The 24530-nt window shown below is 39.0% G+C and carries 23 protein-coding genes; 3 read left to right on the plus strand and 20 right to left on the minus strand.

Going from position 1 to position 24530, the window contains the following annotated elements; genetic code table 11:
* Positions 1-212: 212 nt before the first annotated feature.
* From rlmD to QM419_RS03185, 10 genes are all read right to left on the minus strand, one after another.
* On the minus strand, positions 213-1571 hold the full coding sequence (gene rlmD, locus QM419_RS03140) for a 23S rRNA (uracil(1939)-C(5))-methyltransferase RlmD (protein ID WP_414277862.1): 1359 nt from the start codon (positions 1569-1571) through the stop codon (positions 213-215).
* Between the two features lie 74 nt (positions 1572-1645).
* The gene (locus QM419_RS03145; protein ID WP_414277863.1) at positions 1646-2620 is read right to left on the minus strand and encodes a DUF1002 domain-containing protein; all 975 of its coding nucleotides are present in this window, start codon (positions 2618-2620) and stop codon (positions 1646-1648) included.
* Positions 2621-2702: 82 nt separating this feature from the next.
* Positions 2703-3305, minus strand: coding sequence for a lysozyme family protein (locus QM419_RS03150; protein ID WP_414277864.1), 603 nt, complete (start codon positions 3303-3305; stop codon positions 2703-2705).
* Entirely contained in the window at positions 3305-4279 is a 975-nt protein-coding gene (locus tag QM419_RS03155; RefSeq protein WP_414277865.1) for a nucleoid-associated protein, read from the minus strand. Before QM419_RS03155 ends, QM419_RS03150 begins: the two co-directional genes overlap by 1 nt.
* Positions 4280-4285: 6 nt before the next feature.
* Positions 4286-5542 (minus strand): serine hydroxymethyltransferase, encoded by a 1257-nt coding sequence (glyA, locus tag QM419_RS03160; protein ID WP_414277866.1) that lies wholly within the window; start codon positions 5540-5542, stop codon positions 4286-4288.
* A complete protein-coding gene (locus QM419_RS03165; protein WP_414277867.1) occupies positions 5539-5985 on the minus strand; it encodes a GNAT family N-acetyltransferase in 447 nt (148 codons plus the stop codon). Before QM419_RS03165 ends, glyA begins: the two co-directional genes overlap by 4 nt.
* Position 5986: 1 nt before the next feature.
* Positions 5987-6589 carry an L-threonylcarbamoyladenylate synthase gene (locus QM419_RS03170; RefSeq protein WP_414277868.1) on the minus strand — a complete coding sequence of 201 codons (603 nt, stop codon included), beginning with the start codon at positions 6587-6589 and terminating at the stop codon, positions 5987-5989.
* A complete protein-coding gene (prmC, locus tag QM419_RS03175; RefSeq protein WP_414277869.1) occupies positions 6573-7409 on the minus strand; it encodes a peptide chain release factor N(5)-glutamine methyltransferase in 837 nt (278 codons plus the stop codon). The genes QM419_RS03170 and prmC overlap by 17 nt, the downstream gene beginning before the upstream one ends.
* Positions 7409-8488 carry a peptide chain release factor 1 gene (gene prfA / locus QM419_RS03180; protein ID WP_016465888.1) on the minus strand — a complete coding sequence of 360 codons (1080 nt, stop codon included), beginning with the start codon at positions 8486-8488 and terminating at the stop codon, positions 7409-7411. Before prfA ends, prmC begins: the two co-directional genes overlap by 1 nt.
* Positions 8485-9075, minus strand: a complete 591-nt coding sequence (locus tag QM419_RS03185) for a thymidine kinase (RefSeq protein WP_414259155.1) — start codon at positions 9073-9075, stop codon at positions 8485-8487. The genes prfA and QM419_RS03185 overlap by 4 nt, the downstream gene beginning before the upstream one ends.
* A gap of 124 nt (positions 9076-9199) precedes the next feature.
* On the opposite strand from QM419_RS03185, the gene QM419_RS03190 reads away from it, so the two are divergent.
* Both QM419_RS03190 and mnmE read left to right on the plus strand, forming a co-directional pair.
* Positions 9200-9382, plus strand: a complete 183-nt coding sequence (locus QM419_RS03190) for a 4-oxalocrotonate tautomerase (RefSeq protein ID WP_001117401.1) — start codon at positions 9200-9202, stop codon at positions 9380-9382.
* A 114-nt stretch (positions 9383-9496) separates the two neighbouring features.
* On the plus strand, positions 9497-10870 hold the full coding sequence (gene mnmE / locus QM419_RS03195; RefSeq protein WP_414277870.1) for a tRNA uridine-5-carboxymethylaminomethyl(34) synthesis GTPase MnmE: 1374 nt from the start codon (positions 9497-9499) through the stop codon (positions 10868-10870).
* A gap of 285 nt (positions 10871-11155) precedes the next feature.
* Here mnmE and hemH read toward each other — a convergent pair whose 3' ends face one another.
* On the minus strand, positions 11156-12250 hold the full coding sequence (gene hemH, locus QM419_RS03200) for a ferrochelatase (protein ID WP_414277871.1): 1095 nt from the start codon (positions 12248-12250) through the stop codon (positions 11156-11158).
* 154 nt (positions 12251-12404) lie between these two features.
* Here hemH and pepT point away from each other — a divergent pair, with 154 nt between their 5' ends.
* A complete protein-coding gene (gene pepT / locus QM419_RS03205; RefSeq protein ID WP_414277872.1) occupies positions 12405-13628 on the plus strand; it encodes a peptidase T in 1224 nt (407 codons plus the stop codon).
* A gap of 27 nt (positions 13629-13655) precedes the next feature.
* Here the strand turns inward: pepT and QM419_RS03210 are convergent, their stop codons facing one another.
* The 9 genes from QM419_RS03210 to QM419_RS03250 form a co-directional block, all read right to left on the minus strand.
* A complete protein-coding gene (locus QM419_RS03210; RefSeq protein WP_414277873.1) occupies positions 13656-16907 on the minus strand; it encodes a pneumococcal-type histidine triad protein in 3252 nt (1083 codons plus the stop codon).
* Between the two features lie 7 nt (positions 16908-16914).
* A complete protein-coding gene (locus QM419_RS03215) occupies positions 16915-17844 on the minus strand; it encodes a metal ABC transporter solute-binding protein, Zn/Mn family (RefSeq protein ID WP_414277874.1) in 930 nt (309 codons plus the stop codon).
* A gap of 139 nt (positions 17845-17983) precedes the next feature.
* On the minus strand, positions 17984-18952 hold the full coding sequence (locus QM419_RS03220; protein ID WP_414277875.1) for a hypothetical protein: 969 nt from the start codon (positions 18950-18952) through the stop codon (positions 17984-17986).
* A gap of 174 nt (positions 18953-19126) precedes the next feature.
* Complete coding sequence (locus QM419_RS03225) at positions 19127-20038, minus strand: bifunctional riboflavin kinase/FAD synthetase (RefSeq protein WP_414277876.1); 912 nt, start codon at positions 20036-20038, stop codon at positions 19127-19129.
* A 55-nt stretch (positions 20039-20093) separates the two neighbouring features.
* Positions 20094-21077 carry a dihydroorotate dehydrogenase gene (locus QM419_RS03230; RefSeq protein ID WP_414277877.1) on the minus strand — a complete coding sequence of 328 codons (984 nt, stop codon included), beginning with the start codon at positions 21075-21077 and terminating at the stop codon, positions 20094-20096.
* Complete coding sequence (locus QM419_RS03235; RefSeq protein ID WP_414259164.1) at positions 21040-21840, minus strand: dihydroorotate dehydrogenase electron transfer subunit; 801 nt, start codon at positions 21838-21840, stop codon at positions 21040-21042. Before QM419_RS03235 ends, QM419_RS03230 begins: the two co-directional genes overlap by 38 nt.
* 248 nt (positions 21841-22088) lie before the next feature.
* Positions 22089-22778 (minus strand): sugar phosphate nucleotidyltransferase, encoded by a 690-nt coding sequence (locus QM419_RS03240; protein WP_414277878.1) that lies wholly within the window; start codon positions 22776-22778, stop codon positions 22089-22091.
* A 12-nt stretch (positions 22779-22790) separates the two neighbouring features.
* On the minus strand, positions 22791-23669 hold the full coding sequence (locus QM419_RS03245; protein ID WP_036752746.1) for a DMT family transporter: 879 nt from the start codon (positions 23667-23669) through the stop codon (positions 22791-22793).
* Complete coding sequence (locus QM419_RS03250; protein WP_178895080.1) at positions 23659-24528, minus strand: phosphotransferase family protein; 870 nt, start codon at positions 24526-24528, stop codon at positions 23659-23661. Before QM419_RS03250 ends, QM419_RS03245 begins: the two co-directional genes overlap by 11 nt.
* Between the last annotated feature and the right edge of the window lie 2 nt (positions 24529-24530).

Raw genomic sequence — 24530 nt, forward strand, 5'->3', positions numbered from 1 at the left:
AGCAAGAATATTAAGCGTTTTTACTCTTTCACTAGCAATCCTACACACCTAATAGTTCGCTGTTACCATATTGTTTCGTCATATACTCCTTACTCTACGATGGCAGAGCATCTGCTTCTACTTAGCTGATAACTCAGCTCGTACAAGCAGTGATACCGCCTCAACATGATGCGTTTGTGGGACTCAAAAGGTTTGGGTGAACCTTTTGAGGATTAACTGCGTTTTACCAACAAGCTCACACACTCAACGTGGTGCGTTTGCGGGAACAGATCAACCGGCTGTACTTTCATTAATACATAACCTAACTCTTGGTAGAGTTTGATATCACGCGCCATGGTTGCCACATTACAGGAGATATAGGCGATGCGGTCAGCACCTGTTTGGGCACTTGCTTTGATAAAGCTTTCGGTCAAGCCCTTGCGTGGTGGGTCGACTAGGATAGCAGTTGGTTGGATGCCTTCCTTGAGCCAATTCTTCATAGCATTTTCTGCTGTGTCACAGACATAGTGGGCATTGGTGATGCCGTTTAAGCTAGCATTCTTCTGGCTATTCTCCACTGCTTCTGGGATGACCTCTACTCCATAGACTTCCTTGACATGCTTGGCAACTGACAAGCCAATGGTCCCAATTCCTGAGTAGGCATCAATGACCACATCATCTTCTCTTAGCTCTGCAAAGTCAATGGCTGTCTGATAAAGCTTCTCTGCCATTTCGGTATTGACCTGGTAAAAGGCTGGTCCTGAGATTTGGAAGCTATTGCCCAACATTTGATCGGTAATATAGTCTTGACCATAAAGCGTACGCCATTCTTTTCCAAAAATCGCATTGGTATTCTGGTCATTGATATTTTGCATGAAAGACACAATCTCTGGGAACTGCTTGATGACTTGTTCAATCAACTGTTCAACTCGGAAAACTTTAGGACGAGTTGTTACCAAAATAACCATGATTTGACCTGAATGATGTCCACGACGTACAACAAGGTTACGAATCAAGCCAGACTGCTCTTTCTCATCATAAGGCTTCAAGTCATATCGACGGAGTAAATCACGTAGGGCTAGAATAACTTGGTCAATAACTGGATCCTGAATGTAAAAATCTTCCAAGGGCATAAGGTCGTGAGAATTCTTACGGAAGAAACCAGTTTCCAGAACACCGTTAACCCGACGAACAGGGACTTGAGCCTTGTTACGGTACTTGACCGGATGTTTCATACCAAGAGTATCAGCAATCTCTACATCATAAATACCAGCAATCTTGTATAGGCTGTCTTTTACTTGTTTGGTCTTAAACTTAAGCTGCTCTGGATAGGCTAAGTGACCTAAGTCTGCAATCCCAGAACGTAAGTAAGCCAAATCTAAGTCTTGGTTGCGATGTGGTGATTGCGTAAGGTATTCCTCAACCTTACCAAATCCAATCTTTTTATTAACTTTAAGGACACGCATAAGGACTTTTTCAGTCGGCAGAGCATTTTCTACAAAAAAGACCAAGCCATCTACCTTGGCCACTCCTGCACCTTCATGTGTCAAATCGACAATCTCTACTTCTACAATATCATTTTTCTTCAACATATTTTTCTCTTTCTATAAGCCGACAAAAAAAGACGGCAACAATCCTGTTACCATCTATTATACCATGAATTGACCTAAGCACCAAAACTCTTGAAGAAATCAAGGATGGCTTGCCAAATAGAGCTGAGGATGTTCCCTCCGTCTTGAATAGCTTTATTGGCATCAAAGTTTAGGTCGATATTGCTGAAACTGTCACCTGCTTGCGCAACAATACTTTGTTTCAAATCTTTTAGAGTCTTTGTAAAGTCTTCGTTATTAAGAATATCGCTTTTTGATAGATTGAAGGCAAAGTTGATGATGACATTGACCTGATTGCCTGTAACGACTTGATCAAGTTTGTAGTTCTTCAAAGTATCTTCGACAATTTTACGAACATCATCTTCTGTAAGTTCACCTTTGGACTCTTTAGCCTTAGCGACTGCAGCCTTGATATCGGCAAGGGCTACGTTCAGTTTATTGGCATCAAAGCCTGATTTATCCTTGTTTTCATCGTTAATATCTGACAAGGCCTTGAGCTCTTCCTGAGCTAAGTCTTTATTTTCCTGAGGCAACTGAACACCGTTAGATTCAAGAGAATAGTAAATACCTGCTAGAGCACTTTCCCCAGTAACTGGGATTGGAGCTGCAACTGTGATTCGCGCGTGTTCGACACCCAAGGTAACAGCCGCATTACGGTACATGTCTTGGGTTACTTTTGTGATATTTTCAGGTGTTTCAATCTTGACTTCAAGTGGAGATTTATCTCCTAATTTTTGAATTTTTGCTGATGAATAAAGCTGAAGACTAGAATCGTTGGCCACATTCATAATTTTTGAGTAGACATCCGGTGTCATGGTCTTCAAGTCTTTAGTATCTTTAGAGGCATCATAACCAAGTTTTTTAAGTGTTTGATTTTTTTGATCTTCTGTTAGTGAAGAACCCAAGACATACTCAGGTTGAACATAGGTTTCATCAATTACTTTTTGAACATCAGTTGCTGCATAAACGTTTTGCAATGTTGCAACCGCCAAAAGAACTGCAGCACTCGTCAGAAAGAATTTCTTTCGCATGATACGTTCCTCCTTTTCCACTCTAGCATATTAAAGTATCCTTAAAGAAAACTTATAAAAAGCACCTAGAAATTCTAGATGCTTAAAATAGATTAAAAATTTTCATGATATAGAGATTTAGTTGAACCTGTCTAGAGTAATAATAGTTTCCCCCATCGACATAGAGTTCTCCACCCTGAAAGATAGAAATGGGATTAATGTAGCTATAGGTTTTCCCTGTTATATTTCCTAATGTCGGTGCAACTGTGTCTCTTGAGTATTGCTTAGCTAGTGCAATCGTATTTTTCTTCCCATTTTGGGCGATAAAATCAATATAAGCAGGCCCAAAGTTATAAGCTTGAATGGCTGTCCAAACATCCACTCCTTTTTCTTGAGCTAGATAGAGATTTTCTGTCAAGGTTTGAACCCCTTGACGAATACTACTTGCATTATCGTTTATGGTATCAGTGGAGCCGCTAGCAGATTCACTTGACTGCATCACATCTCCTTCTTTACCCTTGGTTTCTGTATAGATCATGGCGAGCACAAGCTCTTCGTTTGCTGGCGTATCTCTTTCATTCAAGATTTCACGTACCATGGGTTGGTAGGTCATGACTTGTTTGACATCCTGACGAATGAGATAGGCTTGGTATCCAGCGAAAAGGAAGACTGCTAGTACCAGCACTCTTCTTATAAGTTTAAACATTATTTATTTTGAATATCCTCGATGTTTTTGATTAAGATAGAATAAGTTCCATTATCATTTTGGATGAACTCAACGGATTCCGCATCTTGATAGACATTGTTTGGAACAATAAGTTCAATCCCGTTTGACAAGGAAAGTTTCTGATTTTCAAATCTCTTTAACTGACGACTAGCATCAATCTCATCAAACTGAACTGGCTCAGGTACTGCTTCTTTGACCTGGTCAATAAAACTGAGACGAGCTGTTAGATTATTATCAAAGAGATCATTGGCTAATTTTTCTGGAGAGAGCTCATTGTTTTCCTCAAGATTGTTGAAAATCGCGGATTTTACTTTTGATTGAAATTGGAAATCATCTGAGTTAAAGGTTTCGGCAATTTTCTGAGCCGTTTTTTCAAGTTCCTTGATTGATTTCTTAGGTGAAATCTTTGGTTGTGCTTGAATAAGATTCTCAGAAAAATAGTTTAAAAAGGCTCCATTATACTTGATCCGTTTCTCAATCAGGTGATATTTGCGGTTTTGAAGATTAACCACAAGGGCTTCATCAGCTCCAGTACCAAAACCTGGTAGATTATTCTGAGTCAGTTTGATTGGATTATCAACTTCACCACCTAGGTGTGTTAAGGTTTCTCGCAATGCAATTCGAAGGAAGGCAAAGTGTTCGACTCCTTCTTTTGAAAACTGAACAAAGACTAAATCATTTGTCTTTTGATTTTCAGATACAGAAAATTCTTCTTTCCAAAGGTTTGCTATTGTCACAGATGTTGCCATTAAATCTTCTGAAATATGGTTGAAAAATGGATTATCTTCTTCAAAAATCCCAGTTTTGGCATCGTCCGAATACACACGCTCCACTTTTTTACGCAAGTATTCTTCAATTTTAGGAGTGATATTGAGAAACTTATCCGCTAGGAACAACTCTGTGTCATCAGGGCTGAACTGGTGGATGATGGCTTTCTTAATATAAATGTCCATAAAATATTAGCCCTCGTATAATGGGAAGGCATCTGTCAAGGATTTGACTGCACTTCTTACTTCTTCTAAGACAGCTTCGTTTTCTGCATTCTTAAGGGCTTTAATAATAAGTTCAGCAACTTGACGACTTTCTTTTTCACCGAAACCACGAGCAGTAATTGCTGCCGCTCCGATACGAATACCACTTGTCTTGAATGGTGACAAGGTTTCGTAAGGGATTGAGTTTTTATTAAGGGTAATGTTGACCTCATCCAGCAAGTTTTGAGCTACTTTTCCACTTTCTACAACCTTAGTAACATCCACTAGGAAGAGGTGGTTTTCAGTGCCACCAGAGATAATACGGAAATCAGGATCTTGCAGGAATACTTCAGCCATAGCCTTACTGTTCTTGATGACGTTAGCAGCATATTCCTTGAAGGCTGGATCCAAGACTTCTTTGAAAGCAACAGCCTTAGCAGCAACAACATGCTCTAAAGGACCACCTTGGATACCTGGAAAAATAGCAGAATTAATTTTCTTAGCAAGCTCTTCGTCGTTAGTCAAAATCAAACCACCACGTGGTCCACGAAGGGTTTTGTGGGTCGTTGTTGTAGTGATATGAGCGTATGGTACTGGACTTGGATGAAGACCAGCAGCAACCAAACCAGCAATGTGAGCCATGTCGACCATGAGCTTAGCACCGACTGCATCTGCGATTTCACGGAATTTAGAAAAATCAATCATGTGAGAGTAAGCTGAAGCACCAGCAACAATTAGTTTTGGTTTTACTTCTTGGGCTTGTTTCAAGATGGCATCAAAGTCCAAGAGTTCTGTTTCAGGATCAACGCTATAAGAAACAAAGTTGTAGGTTTGACCTGAGAAGCTTACTGGAGCTCCGTGAGTCAAGTGCCCACCTGCAGCTAAATCCATCCCCATGACTGTATCACCTGGCTCAATCAAAGCCATGTATGCTGCACAGTTGGCTTGACTTCCTGAGTGAGGTTGGACATTGGCAAACTTTGCTCCAAAAATCTCCTTCGCACGTTCGATAGCTAGAGTTTCGATAATATCGACTACATCAGTTCCACCGTAATAACGACGTCCTGGATAACCTTCGGCGTATTTATTAGTCAAGATAGACCCTTGAGCAGCCATAACAGCTTTAGAAACTACGTTCTCTGAAGCAATTAATTCAATATTATTTTGTTGGCGTTCCTCTTCTTTGGCAATGGCATTCCAAAGATCCGCGTCATAGGCTTTAAAATCATCTTTATCAAAAATCATAGGTTTTCTCCTTTTATAAATTTAATGAATCGTTTCTGCATTTTATCGCAGGTATAACCAACTCTTTCATAAAATGCATGCGCACCTGTACGATGGTCTGCAGAATTTAAGCGAATAAAGTTATAGCCACGTTTTTCTGCTTCCTGTTCTAATCCTTCAAGCAAAGTTTTACCGATTCCTTTACCTTGTGTTTGAGGTAAAACAGCTAAAGCCAGGATATTAAAACCTGGTTTTGAATAAAGGGATTCATAAACCTCAGCATGAACATAACCAAGTAAGTCATGGCTGGTTGAATCCTCAAAACCAAGCAGGAAGTGATGCGAGTCTTGAGTCAACTTAGCTAGTTGACTAGCCGTTTCCTCAGGGCTAAAATCATAGCCTAAAGCTTCTTTGTTAATGACACAAATTGTTTCGATATCTGTCGCTTTTAATTCACGTAGCATATCATACCTCCTCAAAAGGAATTTCAGGTATCTTGGCAAGGATATCTTCTCGTGTAATCGCTCCTTGACGTAGAATCTTAACCTTGTCGCTAGATAAGTCTAAAATAGTTGAATCTTGACCTGTCAAAAAAGTATCATCTTCTATTCCCAGAACCTCTTTGTCCAAGTCTTTTAAAATTTCTTTAAAGCTAACACCGCTTGTATGTCCTGAAATGTTAGCAGACGGGCCAATTAAGGGACCAAACTCACGAATCAATTCTAGAGTGACAGGATGACTGGGCATGCGAAATCCAACAGTCGTCAAGTCTGAATTGACCCAGTAAGGGACCTTGTCATTAGCTTCTAGGATAATGGTTAAAGGCCCTGGCAAAAAACTTTCAACAAGTTGTTGTAAGTAAGTTGGCTGATTCTTTGAAAAGTTCAAGATAGCGTCTAAACTAGCAACATTGAGATTGAGAGCCTTGTCTCTAGGGCGACGTTTGAGCCGATAAACATGGTCAACAGCCTCCTCATCCAAAGCTTTCGCAAAAAGACCATAAACTGTCTCCGTTGGCAAAACTACAGCTCCACCCTTTTCCAACTCTTGCTTAATTTTCTCCATCATCAATGACAACCATCCTATCTTGGCCAAATTGGTCTTTCAGAGTACGAACTCGTTTCTCTGGAAGATTTTCCATAAAGAGAGCGGGCACACTTTGACCTTGTTTGTAGCCAATTTCAAGATAAATCTTACCACCATCATTTAGATAGTCCTTTGATTCTTCCGCGATTCTGCGATAGATAGCTAGGCCATCCTCGTCAGCAAAAAGTGCCAAATGAGGTTCTGAATGCAAAACATTCAAACCAACTTCTACCTCATCTGCTCGAGAAATGTATGGTGGATTGGATACAATTATATCATATTTTGAAGAAATTTCGGAGAAACAGTCAGATTTGATAAAAGAGAGATTTAGATTTTGAGCGTTAGCATTCTCTGTTGCAAGTTCTAGGGCATCCTGTGAAATATCCGCAGCCGTAACTGACCAATCTGGTCTATTTTTCGCTAAAGCAAGGGCTATCGCTCCACTTCCTGTTCCGATATCTAGTACTTTGATATTTACCTCAGGATTTTCAGCAAGAATGAGCTCTACCAACTCTTCTGTTTCAGGTCGAGGAATCAAAACCCGCTCATCTACTTTTAACTGCATCCCAAAGAATTCAGCATGACCTATAATGTACTGGGCAGGTATATGATTTGCCAGTTTCGTGTAAATTTCTTCTACGAAGTGTTTATCTTTCTCTGTTACCTCTTGCTGAAGAGCAAAAACAAAGTCTGTAAAAGATAGATTTTTCAGACTACGATAGACAAAAGAGAGGCTTTCTGCTTCCTCTCCTTGTGCTATTAACTTTTCCTCAAAATCTTTAAATAGTTGAGCTAATTTCATTACTTGTTTAATTCTTCTAATTTTTGTGTTTGGTCATAAAGAACCAAGGCATCCACTACTTCGTCCAACTTACCAGCTAGAATAGTATCAAGTTTTTGCAAAGTCAAACCGATACGGTGGTCTGTGACACGGTTTTGTGGGAAATTGTAAGTACGAATACGCTCTGAACGGTCACCAGTACCGATAGTAGACTTACGCTCTGCGTCTTGCTCATCTTGGGCAATCTGAGCGAAGTGGTCTGCCACACGCGCACGGATGATTTTCATAGCCTTCTCACGGTTTTTCTGCTGGGTACGTTCTTCCTGCATCTCAACCTTTATATTGGTTGGTAAGTGAACGATACGAACGGCAGTCGCAACCTTGTTGACGTTCTGACCACCAGCACCTGATGCGTGGTAGATATCGACACGAAGGTCTTTTGGATCAATATCGTATTCAACTTCTTCGATTTCAGGCATGACGAGGACAGTCGCTGTTGAAGTGTGTACACGACCTTGGCTTTCAGTCACAGGGACACGTTGCACACGGTGAGCACCTGATTCGTACTTGAGTTTAGAGTAAACTGACTGACCTGATACCATAGCAACCACTTCTTTGAAACCACCGACACCGTTCATAGAGGCTTCCATGACTTCAAAGCGCCAGCCTTGTGCTTCAGCATACTTTTGGTACATAGTTAGAAGGTCACCAGCAAAAAGTGCTGCTTCATCTCCACCTGCAGCTCCACGGATCTCAAGGATGATATTCTTGTCATCGTTTGGATCTTTTGGAAGAAGCAAGATTTTCAATTTTTCTTCATACTCTTCTTTTTCAGCCTTAGCATCTTTTAATTCTTGCTTAGCCATTTCTTCCAAGTCCGCATCTCCACCTGATTCCTTAATCATCTCTTCGGCATCGACGATGTTTTGAAGAACTTGTTTGTATTCACGGTAAGCTGTGACGGTATCACGAGTAGAAGCTTCTTCTTTTGAGAGCTCCATAAAACGCTTGGTGTCTGAAACGACATCAGGGTCACTGAGCAATTCTCCTAATTCTTCATAACGGTCTTCTACTGCTTGTAGTTGATCATAGATATTCATTCTTTCTTATTCTCCTTATTGATTTCAGGGGCAAAATAATGTTTGCGACAAACCGAGATATAGGTTTCATTGCCACCTATCTGGATCTGCTCACCATCATAAACAGGCTGTCCATCCTGGGTACGCAAGACCATAGTCGCTTTTTTCTTACAATACTGACAGATGGTCTTGATCTCATCAATCTTATCTGCTAAGAGCAAGAGGTGTTTGGAACCTTCAAACAGCTCATTGCGAAAGTCATTCTTCAAACCAAATGCCATAACAGGTATATCTAACTCATCGACAACACGAGCTAAATCGTAAACATGATGACGTTTTAGAAATTGAGCTTCATCAACAAGCACACAGTAAGGCTTTTCAGGCAAATCCCGGATAAACCCAAAGATATCTGTTGTTTCGTCAATGGCAATTGCTGGTCTTTTCATCCCAATGCGACTTGAAACATAGCCAACACCATCACGTGTATCCAGAGCTGAAGTCATAATCACAACTCCTTTTCCTTGCTCCTCGTAGTTATAGGCAACCTTGAGAATCTCGATGGTTTTTCCAGAGTTCATGGTCCCATAACGATAATACAACTGTGCCATGCTTCTATTTCACGTCCATTTCTAAATTTTTTGCTACATTCTAGTATACCATATTTTCTCAAAGCTTTAAATGGCAAAATGTGGTAAAATAGAAGAAATCAAATAACTAGTGGAGGACGTAATTATGCCATTTGTACGCATTGATTTATTTGAAGGACGCACTCTAGAGCAAAAGAAAGCCCTAGCCAAGGAAGTTACGGAAGCTGTTGTTCGTAACACAGGAGCACCTCAGTCAGCTGTTCACGTTATTATTAACGATATGCCTGAAGGAACTTATTTCCCACAAGGTGAAATGCGCACTAAATAAAGCTTAAGCAATGTGCTTAGGCTTTTCTTTATAAGTGGCATTCGTTGAATAAAACGCTATATTTTGTTACAATTTTAAATGATATTTGTATATAAATTGTAAAAAGGAAATGAAATGATTACACGTGAATTTGATACCATTGCCGCAATCTCGACTCCGCTTGGAGAAGGGGCTATTGGGATTGTTCGTTTAAGCGGAACGGATAGCTTTGCTATCGCCCAGAAAATTTTTAAAGGTAAGGATTTGAGCAAGGTTGCTAGTCACACTCTAAACTACGGACACATCGTTGATCCTCAGACTGGAAAGGTTATGGACGAGGTCATGGTTGGTGCTATGAAATCTCCAAAGACCTTCACTCGTGAGGATATTATTGAAATTAATACCCACGGTGGAATAGCCGTAACTAATGAAATCCTACAACTGGTTATCCGTGAAGGGGCTCGGTTGGCAGAGCCTGGTGAATTTACCAAGCGTGCCTTCCTCAACGGTCGTGTCGACTTGACACAAGCCGAGGCCGTTATGGATATCATCCGTGCCAAGACGGACAAGGCTATGAATATTGCGGTCAAACAGTTAGATGGCTCCCTTTCTGATCTCATTAACAATACTCGCCAGGAGATTCTCAATACACTGGCACAAGTTGAGGTTAATATCGACTATCCTGAGTATGACGATGTGGAAGAGGCTACTACTGCTGTTGTCCGTGAAAAAACTTTAGAATTTGAACAACTCTTAACCAATCTCTTAAAAACGGCACGTCGTGGGAAGATTCTCCGAGAAGGGATTTCAACAGCTATCATTGGTCGTCCAAACGTTGGAAAATCAAGCCTTCTTAACAACCTTCTACGAGAAGATAAGGCCATTGTCACTGATATTGCCGGAACTACTCGTGATGTCATCGAAGAATACGTCAATATCAACGGTGTTCCACTGAAATTGATTGATACTGCAGGTATCCGTGAAACAGATGATATCGTGGAACAAATCGGTGTTGAACGCTCCAAGAAAGCCCTAAAGGAAGCTGATTTGGTTTTACTTGTCTTAAACGCTAGCGAACCTCTAACTGCCCAGGACCGACAACTTCTCGAAATCAGCCAAGATACCAACCGTATCATCCTACTAAACAAAACTGACCTGCCTGAGGCTATTGAAACTGACGAACTACCTGAAGATGTCATCCGTATTTCAGTCCTCAAAAATCAAAACATCGACAAGATTGAAGAGCGCATCAACAACCTCTTCTTTGAAAATGCTGGCTTGGTCGAACAAGATGCTACCTATCTATCCAACGCCCGTCATATTTCTCTGATTGAGAAAGCTGTTGAAAGCTTACAAGCTGTAAACGAAGGCATTGAATTGGGTATGCCTGTTGATCTACTTCAAGTTGATTTGACACGCACTTGGGAAATTCTTGGGGAAATCACCGGAGATGCAGCGCCTGATGAGCTTATTACTCAATTGTTTAGCCAATTTTGTTTAGGTAAATAAGAAAAACTAGTTTAAAAAATGCTAGTCACCTAAAAAGAGGTTGGGACAAAAAGTTCCCGACCTCACTTTTTATTATCAATCATAATTTGACGCGGTAGCTGATTGAACTTTTTGTTCGTTTTTTAGACTCCAAAAAACTCCTAATCATCCTCGCGGGGCTGGGACTACGAAATCAAGACTTTGTCTATCGATTTCTATCCCACCGCCTTTTCTTTCACCTTCTAAGTTATATCCTGCCTTAGAGGATATTTGAAACAAAACTTACCAGTTCTTTTCTATTTTCACTTAGTCTTTAGGTAATTTGCCAGCTTTTTCAAGCATTTTTTTGATTAAATAAGGCATCTTGACATTTTCACGACCTTTTTTCTCAATTAATTTTTTAACAAATTCTGGCATTTGTAAGTCTTGTGATTCATCTAAAATATTCTTAGTTTCATCCGAAGGGACTAATTCATCAAAGGTCTCTTCTTCTGGGAGGAATTCTCTAAATTCTTTATGTTCATTAGCTCGGATAATATTGACCAAGCCATCAATCAAACGAGAATCTGTATTTGGCATTGGTGGACGATGGTAGTTCACCTCCAATTTCTGACACAAGTCATGACATTCCACATCGTTGTCAAACAAGACTTCAATGTGCTCACTGATAAAACTAATAGGTACAAAAATATAATGCTCTGGATGTTCTTCCTGTTCTCTAAGATATTCCAAGACATCTGGTTTTATCCAAGGAATACCAATATCACTTTCACTCTGCCAAGTGTTGGTATATTGCTCTGGATTTAAGCCTAATTTCTCAGCAATCAACTTGCTATTTTCGAAAATCTGGTCAATATAAGGATCACCAAAATCCAAGGCAAAAATGGGGACACTGTGGGCAGAGAAGATGACTTTAAAGCTATCCTGTTTCACCTTTTCTTTTAAAATCTTAGCAATTTCATCTTTCCAATAGTTTAAGAGGGCTTCTTCTTGATACCAGTCCTTAATAACTAAAAACTGAATTTGTTTGCTTTCCAGAAACTTTTCGTACCCCATGACAGAGTAAAAAGAATAGTGTGGCTCCAAAATCAAGCAAATACACTTTTCAATTCCATCTGCTTCCATTTGCCGAATCACATCTGGAATAAAGGGGGTTGAAAATTTATTGGCAAAATAGACACTATATTCATTTCCCAATCTAGCTTCTACTAAGGCAACTTCTTCACGGGTAATTTTTTGTAGTGGAGTTCCTCCAATTCGAACATAATTATCATAGAGTGTTTGAATTTCATGGTCTTGAGGTCTCACTCCACGACGAATGTTGGTAAAAAAGTCGGCTACTCCTTCAAAGGTAATCTCTTCTGGTGAACCAAATGTCATCATTAAAATCGCTTTTTTCATCTCTGCATCCTTGTGATATTTTTATCTTTCTTATTGTATCACTAAAGAAGCCATAAGTAAACGCTAACATAAATATTTTATCGCCCTTCCGACTTTTGTTTTTCTCTTCTTTCTATGATACAATGGTTTTAAAAGAAGGAAAAAAGGAGTTATGATGAAATATCCAACATTACTAGAGCGTTTTTTAACTTATGTCAAGGTTAACACGCGTTCTGATGAACACTCAACTACTACACCAAGTACTCAAAGTCAAGTCGACTTTGCGACTAATGTTCTCATCCCAGAGATGAAGCGTGTCGGTTTGCAAAATGTCTACTATCTACCAAACGGTTTTGCTATCGGTACTCTACCAGCTAACGACCCTAGTTTGACTCGTAAGATTGGCTTTATCTCCCACATGGATACGGCAGATTTTAATGCTGAAGGCGTTAATCCTCAGGTTATTGAAAACTATGACGGCGGAGTTATCGAACTTGGCAATTCTGGTTTCAAACTTGATCCAGCAGATTTTAAGAGCTTAGAGAAATATCCTGGCCAAACTTTAATTACTACAGATGGAACCACTCTTCTCGGCGCTGATGACAAATCTGGTATCGCTGAAATCATGACAGCTATCGAATACTTGAACGCTCATCCTGAAATAAAGCACTGTGAAATTCGAGTTGGATTCGGACCAGATGAAGAAATCGGCGTTGGTGCCAATAAATTTGATGCAGAGGACTTCAATGTTGACTTCGCTTATACAGTTGACGGCGGACCTCTAGGTGAATTGCAGTATGAAACCTTCTCTGCCGCGGGTGCTGAACTCCATTTCCAAGGTCGTAATGTTCACCCAGGAACGGCTAAAGGACAAATGGTTAACGCCCTTCAGTTGGCAATTGACTTCCATAACCAACTTCCAGCTGGTGACCGACCTGAATTGACTGATGGTTACCAAGGTTTCTACCATCTCATGGATATAACTGGTAGTGTTGAGGAAGCGCGTGCTAGCTACATCATTCGCGACTTTGAAAAAGAAAGCTTCGAAGCGCGTAAGGCCGCAATGCAATCTATTGCTGACAAGATGAACCAAGAACTTGGAAGCGATCGTGTTACCCTGACTTTGACAGACCAGTACTACAACATGAAAGAAGTCATTGAAAATGATATGACTCCAATCACTATTGCTAAAACAGTGATGGAAAATCTTGATATTACACCTATTATCGAGCCTATCCGTGGTGGAACAGACGGTTCTAAGATTTCCTTCATGGGAATTCCTACTCCAAATATCTTCGCTGGTGGCGAAAATATGCACGGTCGTTTCGAATATGTCAGTCTCCAAACTATGGAGCGTGCAGTTGATACAATCATTGGAATTGTATCTTATAAAGACTAAAAAAGAAGTAGCAAAGCTACTTCTTTTTTAGTTGACTTCTTTCTCGCTTGTTTCAGGAGAACTAGTCGTTGGATTGCTTGATTCAGTCTGTTTGTCGCTTACTTGTTTGCTAGTTGTTTCAGAACTTGCTTCATTCGGCTTAGCTTTGGATTGAAGTTCTTGGTTTAATGAGACAATTTCTTGCGCAAGAGCTAGAAGAGCTTGTTTGTCTTTGCTTGCAGCTGACAATTTATCGAACAAAGCATCCACTTTTTCAAAGTCCGCATCAGAACCATTATTCATTTCCAAATAAGTATGTAGGGCAAGGACTCCATTATATAATTTTTGATAGAGAAGCAAAACCTCTGGGTCTTGATTAGCATTCTCACGTTCAGTCTGAATGGTTTGTGAAATACGTTTTATAAGATCTTGGACTTGTGTGTTTAGTTCATCAAGGTCTGCATCGTCTTTATCTAGAGCAGCTTTCAGGTTTTTCACCTCGTCAGCGAGTGAAGCTTTTACGCCTTCTTCTTTGACTTGAGCAACTAATTCTTCAGCTTTCGTTAAGAGTCCTTCTACTTGAGCTTTTCGAACATGATTGCTTTGTTCCTCAGGCTTAATATCATCATACAAACCTTTCAAAAACTCATAGACTGCTGTTTTAGCACTATGGCCATCCACTTTTTCTGTATCTAAAATCGTTTCAGAAGGCTTACTTGTAACAGGTTCATTCTTCAGAGCTTCTTCAACTTCCAGTTTTGTTCGATAGATTTCTGGGAATAGTTTGTTCAAGTCAGTCGCCTTAAGGAAGGATTGTGATTGATAAAGTGTCCAAGTTAGGTTGGCAACTTTATCTCGTAACTTGTCATTCAAGCGACCGTCAGATAGATGTTGGTAGAAATACTTGATGTATTCTACTGTTGTAACTCCAGTACGGTCATTAAAATCTTGCAAAGCTTGTAACTTAGCTTCAACTGCATCTAAACCTGCTTCATCTTGGGCTAGCTTATTTTCTTGAAGCTGAGTCAATAAATCCTTCTTAGGAAGTCCATAAGCATCTGTGTCTAAGGTATTAATCTTATCTACTAAAGCTTGATATTTCTTGTCTAAAGGACTGATTTCTGTTGGTTTGACACTTGAGTCAATGTGAATATACTGCTTATCAAACAAATCCAAAGCTGCCAAATAACCTGCAGTAGAGTTGGTTGATAGCTTCTTCATATTCTCAGAAAATTGCCCCAAAGCAAGTTCAATCTGTCTTTGTAAAATTGGTTTATCTTTATAGACTTCACGACTCTCTGCCAAGAGTTGATCAATCTTATACTGGACTGCTTTTTCATCAAAAGCACCAGGTTGGTAAGTTGACTGTAATGCAGGAATTTTGTTTTTCAAAGCGACTTCATAACCTTTAGTTTGAACCTTGATGTAGTGGTTATGGTCACCATGAGGAATGACAAAGCTACCATTTTCAACCTGCAAGCTATAAGGAGAAACACCATCACGTAGAGCAGTAGTATAGAGTTCGTTTAGGAAATCAAGCTCTGCATCACCTGTTTGAAGCGGAATACGAACGTGTTCCTTACGAACTGCGTAAGGGTGAATGTGAGTTGGATCATAAGCTTGGTCTGGATTACCAAATACAAAGAATCCATTTGAAATTCTGATAGCCTCAAGAGGAACGTCATATGTTTTAGAAATATAAGCTATTTTTTCTTCATCGCTGGCATCTCGAGAGAAACTTTCAACCGTCTTGGCAAGTGGTTTAACAGGTTCTGTCTGCTGATGGCCATGAAGATGGTCTTGTGCAGCCTTAATCTGCTCTGCTGATAAATCTTTCTTGTAAAAATAATGATTGTGGTCTCCATGTGAAACTACGAAGCCTTGGTCGTCCTCACTAATCACTCGGTCAGCATCGAATCCGTGATTATGGCCTTCACCATGGTGGTGATCATGCCCATCTTCATCATGGTGCTCATCTGATGGATTAGATTTAACTTCGGTTTTACCTTTCAAGTGTTCCTGAGCTTCTTTAATCTGTTGGGCCGTCAAATCTTTCTTGTAAAAGTAATGATTGTGGTCTCCATGTGAAACTACAAAACCTTGCTCATCCTCACTAATCACTCGATCAGCTGCAAAGTCATGGTCATGCTCTTCTTCATCGTGATGATGATTAGCATGATCGTGATCATGGTCTTCTTCGTGATGATGATCAACATCTTCGTGGTCATGGTCGTGGCTAGGGTCTTCGTTTGGTTTACTTGGAGTTTCTACAGGATTTGATGGTGTTACTAAGCCTGAAAGCGGTATCAAACGTGCAATCTTTTGCTCCAAAGCAGATAGACTACTATAAGGGATGAAATGGTAGTGATTACCGTGTGGAATGGCCACCCCTGATGGAGTACGACTGGTAATTTTAGCCGGGTCAAATACCAAACCATCAGATTCTTTATAGCGTTGACTAACTGGTAAAGCGTAAAGCTGTTCTAGAAGTTTTTGAAGATTATTTTCTTCTTGTACTGGATTGCTTGTAGCTGGTTTCTCTACTTGATGACTTGGTTCAACACTTGGAATCGGTTTGTAGTCTGTTAGACTTTGTTGACTTCCTCTTCCAGCAAGGTAAGCTTGAGCGGCAGCCAATTCACTTGAAGATAGAGCACTCTTAGGAACGTAATGATAATGGCCACCATGAGGAACGATATAAGCGTCACCTGTATCCTCTAAAATATCTGCAGGATTAAAGATATAGCCGTCGTCAGTTGTATATCGACCTTGTGCTCGTGCAACAATAACTTCATTACTTGTACTTCTACTATCTGATGTGTGTTCTTGTTTTTGTTTCTCAATTTGGTCTTTGGTACGAATATTTTCTGCGTGACTAGCATCTTTCAGATAGACATAATATTTCCCATCCACCTTGATAATATAGCCACCCTTAATCTCATTGACAATATCTCCATCACTTAGTTGATAGTTTGGATCCTTCATGACCAATTCTTCACTAAAGATGGCATCATAAGGCACCTTACCATTGTAGAAATGGAAATGGTCACCATGAGAAGTCACATAGCCTTGATCTGTAATCTTAGTAACAATCTGTTCAGCTTCTATTCCTTCTTTTTGATTGACTTGATCAGGTGTCAAATTTTCATTCTTTTTAGCATCAGACTCTTTCCCATCAACATAGTATACACGGTTATTTTCTTTGTTCTCAGGCGCTTGATGTTGATTTAAAGCGTAAGCGCAGACACTTAAGGCAAGAACCACTGCGGATCCTGCTAAATATTTTTTATTAATTTTCATAAACTCCTCATTTCAATTCTTGAGCTAAAATTGCCAAATTTTCTTCTAAATTTTCCAAGTAAGACTTGTCATTTTGTGGGTCAGCCTCTAAAGGGTTTAGCGTTTTAAGAGTTACACCTGTTGATTTAACAAGGGTATCAGCTACCTTTGATGAAGCGTTACTCTCTGTAAAAATTGTTTTAACCTTATAAGTCTTAACAAATTCTTGGATTTCAGTCAATTGTCTCGGGCTTGGTTCTTGGTCAGGAGATATTCCTGCAATCCCAAGTTGATTTAGCCCAAATCGTTTTGCTAAATAAGAAAAAGCTGTGTGTTGGGTTACAAAAGTTTTTTGATTAGCTTTTTCAAAGATGGGTTGGTATTTCTTGGTTAAGTCTTGAGCTTTGGCACTAAAGTTCTGTGCATTTTTCTGATAGGTATCCTTGTTGGCACTGTCCAGTTCGGATAACTTATCAGCAATTATCTGTGCTTCTTCTGCAACCTTTTCAGGATCAAGCCAAGTGTGAGGATCGTACAAGGTCTTCTCGTCAATCCCTTCTCCAGCCTGCATATCTTCTAATCCAGGCACGCGCTCCAAGGTCATACCTTCTGATGCTTCTAAAACCTTTACCTTAGATTTTTGCAAACTTGGGTCTAAACTTCCAGCCCATGACTCCAAGGTATGAGAATGATAGACGAAAACATCAGCATCATAGATGGCTGCAATATCATTTGCAGAGGGCTCAAAGGAATGAATACCTGAGCTCGACTGAATCATCCGAACATCATTTAAATCGCCAGAAATTTCTTTAACCATGGCATAGACAGGGTAAAAACTAGTCACAATCTTCATCCCCTTAGTTTCACTGCTATTATCTTGACTAGATTTTTGTCCACAAGCTCCTAAGAAAAGAGAAAACAAGGCAATTACAAACCACAGGACACTTCTTTTTTTCATCACAACTCCTTAACTAGTATTTAACCATTTAATTAACTAGTAAACATTCTACTCCAAAAAATTTACGATGTCAAGCGATAGACTCGATTTTATAAGATTTTTTATAAATAAAAAAGCACCGATTTTCGGTGCTTTAATACTAAACTCCTATATGAATATCTGGAAATTTATCTGAGATTAAATCCCAAAGTTCTTCCAGTTGCTCTTGAACTGTTTTAGTTGTTTTCAAAGTCATGTCTTGTTTTTTCTTAGCATTCTTACGAACATAGCAGAACTGGTAGACTTTATTTGTTATTAGGGAACGGTTAATTCTCGTTTCAACTAGATAAAGTTGCTCAACATCTCGTAGGTCTAAAGCTTGAGTCCCTTTAAAGTAAGTGATGAGATGATTTTTATAGAGGATTACCTTTAGACTCTCATCATAAAATTCTGCCAAACCAGTTAGATTTTCAACATTTCCTTGCAATTCAGGATAGGCTTGATAAAGCTCTTCAAAAGCTGCGATAGATTTTTTACGAAGAAGAAAGGCACTCACTAATGTAACTAGGCCAATTCCTCCAAAAATTGCAGCACTTATGATATGCCACCAGCCATCTTTTGAGTGTTCAGTCAAACTTAGATAGACACTTGAGTTCATGTTCAATGCAACAGTTGAATCAGGTTCAAGTATAGAGTCAAGAAAGCCAGACAAATCTACAATTCTATTATTTCGAGATTTGTTATTAACATTTTTACTTAGAGGTTGTAACTGTGTACCTACTAGAGTAGCTGGATTATCTATAAGTGTTTCAGTTGCAGCTTGATCCATAAGTTTTTGAATCTCTTTATCATTTTCTTTAGCCTCTACAACTGCAAATTTACCATCACCATCATTGCTATATTGCACAAGATATAAAACACTTCCACCTTCAACTTCTCCAACCACTTCTGGATAGATATCATAGACAGTCATCGTCACTTCTTTACCTGACCGAGTGTCATCTGAAAATGGATCCATTGGATGCTGGTGATGATTCCACATGAAGACAGTTCCTGCAGAAAAAGCAAAGAAAACTAGTGAAAGAATAAGCCCTGAAATAAAGCCTTTATTTCTTTTTTCTTTAAACATCATAATCTCCTTTAGTTTGATGATTAAATTATAGCTATAATTCCTATAAATTTCAATAATCATCTTAAATACAAATACTATTAAATTAGGAAAGAAAGCGCTTATCAAAAATAATATATGATATTTCAAAAAAAGAGCTTGAGATAATCTCAAACTCTCCTATCATTTCAAATCCTATTTTCTTGCCATCTGTTCATCTTGCTTAAGTTGCTTGACTAATTGATCTATACTATCGAATTTCACCATATCTCGGATACGATCTAACCAATAGACGGTCACAGTCTCTCCATAAATATCTTCATCAAAATCAAAGATATTCACTTCAAAACGCTCTTCCTCTCCATCGAAGGTTACGTTCTTTCCGACACTGGCCATTCCTCTATAGAGTTTTCGTTTGATTTCAATATCAACAGTATAGACACCATCTGCTGGCATATAAGTGCGGTCCAAAAGCACGAGATTTGCAGTAGGATATCCAATTGTACGGCCACGAGCATTGCCATGTACAACAATTCCTCTTGTTGGAAGTGGGCCACCAAGCAATTGACCAGCTTCTTTCACATTCCCTTCTAGAATAGCTTGTCGAATGCGAGTAGAGCTAATCTTTCCTTTTTCATCTTCTACAGGTGGTACTACGACTACTTCTCCATCAAAGATTTCTTTTAAATCTTCAGCTGATTTTCTATCAGAACCAAGACTATAATCAAATCCTACTACAATGGTATCTGCTTTGACTTCTTTGACAAAGGTATCTACAAACTCTCGAGCGGTCATATTGGCAATACGACTTGAAAAATCCATTAAATAAAGATTTTCGACCCCAGCTCGTTTAAACTTTCGTTCACGTTCTTCTGCATTCAGGATATGAAGTAAATTTTCTGGTGAATAGGGTTTTAATGTTAACTTCGGTGATTCATGAAAGGTAATTAAAGCAACGCTTAATCTTTTCTTTGCAGCAATTTCACCAGCAATGCTAAATAATTTTTGATGTCCTAGGTGGATACCATCAAAATATCCTAATACTAGGACAGTCGGTCCTGGTGTTGCAATGTCTTTTTCAGTTTTTATAGGTATTGTTACAATCATAGTCATATTATACCAAAAAGAAGAAGGCATTCAAAACATTACGAATTTAAAAAGACTATAAGCTACTCTTCACTTCTTTCCTAAGTTGTTCCAGACTTTCGATTTGATACTTTTCCATAACTTTTGGCAGATTTTCGATAATATCTGGACAGGCATATGGATTGGTAAAGTTTGCTGTTCCAACACCAATAGCTGACGCACCAGCTAAGTACATTTCTATAGCAGCTTCAGCTGAATCAACTCCTCCCATACCAATGATTGGTAGATTGGTAGATTGGGCTACTTGACGGATCAATTTGAGAGCTACTGGAAATACTGCTGGTCCAGACATGCCCCCTGTCCCATTTGCAATGATTGGCTTTCTAGTTTTGAGGTCAAAACGCATACCAACAAGGGTATTAATCATGGTGAGACCACTAGCTCCAGCATCTTCTACTGCTTTTGCAATAGTTACGATATCCGTCACACTTGGTGTTAATTTAACGTAAACGGGTACATCAGAAGCCTCAACAGCTGCCTTTACCACATCATAAGCCAACTCAGGGTCCTGTCCAATTAAAAGTCCATGATTTCCATGATCAACGTTTGGACATGAGATATTGAGCTCGATGGCTTTTACATTAGTTACCTTTGAAATTCCATAAGAAACGGCTGCGTATTCTTGTTTTGAAAATCCAGCAACATTGGCGATAATAGGGAGATTTGGGTATTCTCTTTCAAGCCAAGGTAATTTCTCAGAGAGAACGACATCTAAACCAGGATTCTGCAAACCAATGGCATTGAGCATACCAGCAGGTGTTTCTGCCACTCGAGGTGTTGGATTACCAAATCGTGGTTCAAGCGTAGTAGCCTTTATCATGATAGAACCTAATAGGTCTAAATCATAGTATTTAGCATACTCTTGACCAAAACCAAAACAACCTGATGCGGGAATGATAGGGTTCTTTAACTCTAAACCAGGTAGAGAAACTTGTAATCGATTTGTAGTCATGATACTCTCCTTATAAAACAACTGTTCCTGTTTTAAATACAGGCCCATCTTCACAGACACGTTGACTAACTGTTTCACTATCTGGAACTTTTAGGACACAAGCATAGCAAGCTCCCATGCCGCAGGCCATACGCGATTCTAAAGATAGATAAGCTCTTGGGTGGTCGTAAAAGGTTTGATTGATATATTTCATCATACCAGGTGCCCCACAAGAGTATATGGCGTCAAATTCAGTGTCTAATTCCTTAATCACAACTGAGACATTTCCCTTGATACCATAGGAGCCATCATCAGTCGTCACAAAGACTTTGCTGTATTGGGATAATTCACTTTCTAAAATGACAGCATCTTTAGTAGCAAATCCTAGAACAGTTGTAATTTCCACACCACTCTTATGTAGTTGTTTAGCTACTTCGAGTAAGGGTGGTACTCCGATTCCTCCACCAACTAGAAGAACACGATTCTGCTTGTCTAAATCAGATAAATCAAAGCCATTTCCTTGAGGTCCCATAACATCTAAGCTATCACCAGATTTTAAGGTTGAAAAGATTGCTGTACCAGCTCCTTCAACTCGATAGATAAGTTTACACTGCTTACTATATTTATCGATAGATGAGATTGAAATTGGACGACGCAAGAGGTGGGCATCATCAGGTACACGTAAATGAAGAAATTGTCCAGCTTTCATAGCTTCAACCATGTCTCCTTCAAGTACTAGCTCAAAGATTGCTGGTGCGATTTCCTCTTGAACAATCACTTTCATATTTTCCAAGCGAATAGCACCCATGCGTTTTCTACAATTTGGATTCATAACTTTTCCTCCTTAAATTTCAAGGGGATCAGATAAAGAAAAACCTTGCTATTGCAAGGTTTCAGTTAAGATATTTACACAAAAGTAGCAAATAAGCACCTGCTTACTTGTTTCCATTGTAGCTTCTTTACTCTGACACCTTGTGAGTCTCTCTGGACTTCCCTTAAAGGTTAAATTTTCACTAGTATACTGTATCAAACATGAAAAGTCAAGTAAAAATAGGTAAGGTATCAGTTCATAAAAGTTGCTTATTTTTGCGAAGAAAGAATTTTTTCTAGTTTTTGATAATCTTTAACACTGTCAATTTCGTAGATAGAATTTTCTTCTAACTCTTCTACATAAACATCAAGTTCTTTGATATTATCTTTGACCATGTTATCCCAATATAGGTCAACAAATTCACCGCTTGCATAGGCTTTGTAAATAAAGCCAACAATCTTCTCAGCTGTTGGAGCATCCCAGAACGATACTCCACTCAAGATACGTCCATTCTTGCTATCAACGATGATATCTTGTACTTTATAGTCATCACCATAAACCAAGAACCATTCATTGTCACAATCCTCACGATAAACACTAAAATATGTTGAACGCTCGATATCATTGCGGAACATATTCTTGAAAAGATAATTATCAGCATCAATAACGTAGCTGTTAGCCAACTCTTCTTTTACCAAGTAAAGAGAGTAAAAGTTATTGTAATCCGCATACTTATCGTTGAAAACTAAACGCACACCGTATTTCTCTTTGAGATAGTCGAACTGTTCTTTCAAATAACCTACGACGATGATAATGTCATCAATTCCTCGTTCTTTTAAATATTCAATTTGATATTCAACCAAAGGTTTTTGATTGACTTTAACCAAGGCTTTGGGAGTATTTTCTGTCATAGGACGTAAACGAGTTCCCAATCCCGCTGCTAAGATGATCGCTTTCACGCGTTTTCTCCTTTATTCTTTAATGATAATATAAACACCAGCCATTACAACAAATGAAGTTATAATGGTCAAGACAGTCAGAGGTGTCCCCAAGAACATCGCTGCAAACAGGACAGTCCAAACTACATAACTGACATTTAAACCAGTTGCTTTTGCTGGCTGCAATCGATTGATAGCCATATAGTAGGCAAGATAAGAAATCATATTAAATGCCGCAAAGACAATTAATAGACCAAACAATTGGCCATTTGCCACTTCTGCAAATGAGTGATGCGAGAAAAGCACAATAACAAGATAAGACAAGAAGGATGTAACTTGACGAATCAAGAGAGCTTCAATTTCACTGAGGTCACTTTCCATAGCAAAGGAGCTCAGAACACTTTCACTTCCCCAAGCAAAGGCACAAATCAAGGCGCAAAGAATACCTATGTAGAAAGAATTGACCTGCTCTGCTTTATAGGTCTGAGCAATAATCCCTGCAATGATTAGAAAGATACCAAAAATTGTATTTTTGGAAATCTTGTGCTTCAAAAAGAAGAAGGCAAGCAAGACTGAGACTGCCGGATAAATAGCTGAGACTGACGAAGCTAATGAACTTCCAATATACTTAACCGCATAGAGATTGGCCTGCATACCAATCGGACCGGCTAGTAAAGCTCCGATGATAACACTGACATTTCGAATGTTCAAGAAGATTGAAAAACGAACTCTGCCTTCCTTAACTAGAAGATATCCTAGCAAGATAAAAATACTTAGGAAATCGTGTGCTGCTGCTACTACAAAGGGCGATAAATCCGTGAATATTGAAAAGATATAAGCACTAATAGTTAATCCTAATCCCCAGAACACACCTGATAGTAGCCCAAAAGAAACTCCATTTTTAGTTTTCATTTAAATCTCCTTCAGACTCTAATTCTTTTACTGCTCTATTGTAACGAGAGATTCCGTAATCTCCGAAATCTGCACCATTTTCTTCTTTGTAAATAGTCCAAAGACTCCAAATGATATCTTGCAAGATTTTGTAAATACGAATTTTCTCCCTTGAAACTGGAGTCTTGTCACTCTCGTAATGACTTAAAAAGTCTTCTTCTTCTGCACTTGTAAATTCAGATTCTAGGAAGAGGGCTGCCAAATCCCACATAGGATCATTCATTGAAGAATATTCCCAATCAATTAGATAAAGATGTCCGTCTGGACCTTCAATAAAGTTTTCTGGAACCAAATCAATATGACATGATTTCTTATCAATTCCAATTTGTTCAAGCTCTTCCTTCAGAGAAAATACAGCCTTTCTGACAGCTTCATAATTGGGATAAGAAATCTCCCCTTGAATCAATGATTCATATTTTTTAATTTCCTCAAAAGGAGCAAACTCTCCTTTCAATTCTTTACCAGAAGCATGAATCGTTTGTAAAATTGGAGCTATCTTTTCAAATTTAGTTTTAATGGTATTAAAATTAAGTGTCTCAGCATTTTCGATGTACTGATTAACCTTGATACCTGCTTCGATATCAAAAAGATAATTTTCTACATCTAATTTCAAATCTTTCAACAACTCAAGATTGTACTTTTCATTCTGGCGGTCGATTAATTTATCAGTACCTTTACCGAAAAACTTAACGATGTACTGGTTTGAGGTTGTCTTAACCAAATAGTTTTGATTGGTCATCCCCCCCAATTGTTCAACGCTCTGAATTTCTTCGTCAGCTGACAATAAGGAAGCAATCTTTGCTTTAACGATTTTCTTCACAA

Origin of the sequence: Streptococcus infantis (assembly GCF_047464715.1) — a bacterium.
GTDB classification, from domain to species: Bacteria; Bacillota; Bacilli; order Lactobacillales; family Streptococcaceae; genus Streptococcus; species Streptococcus infantis_S.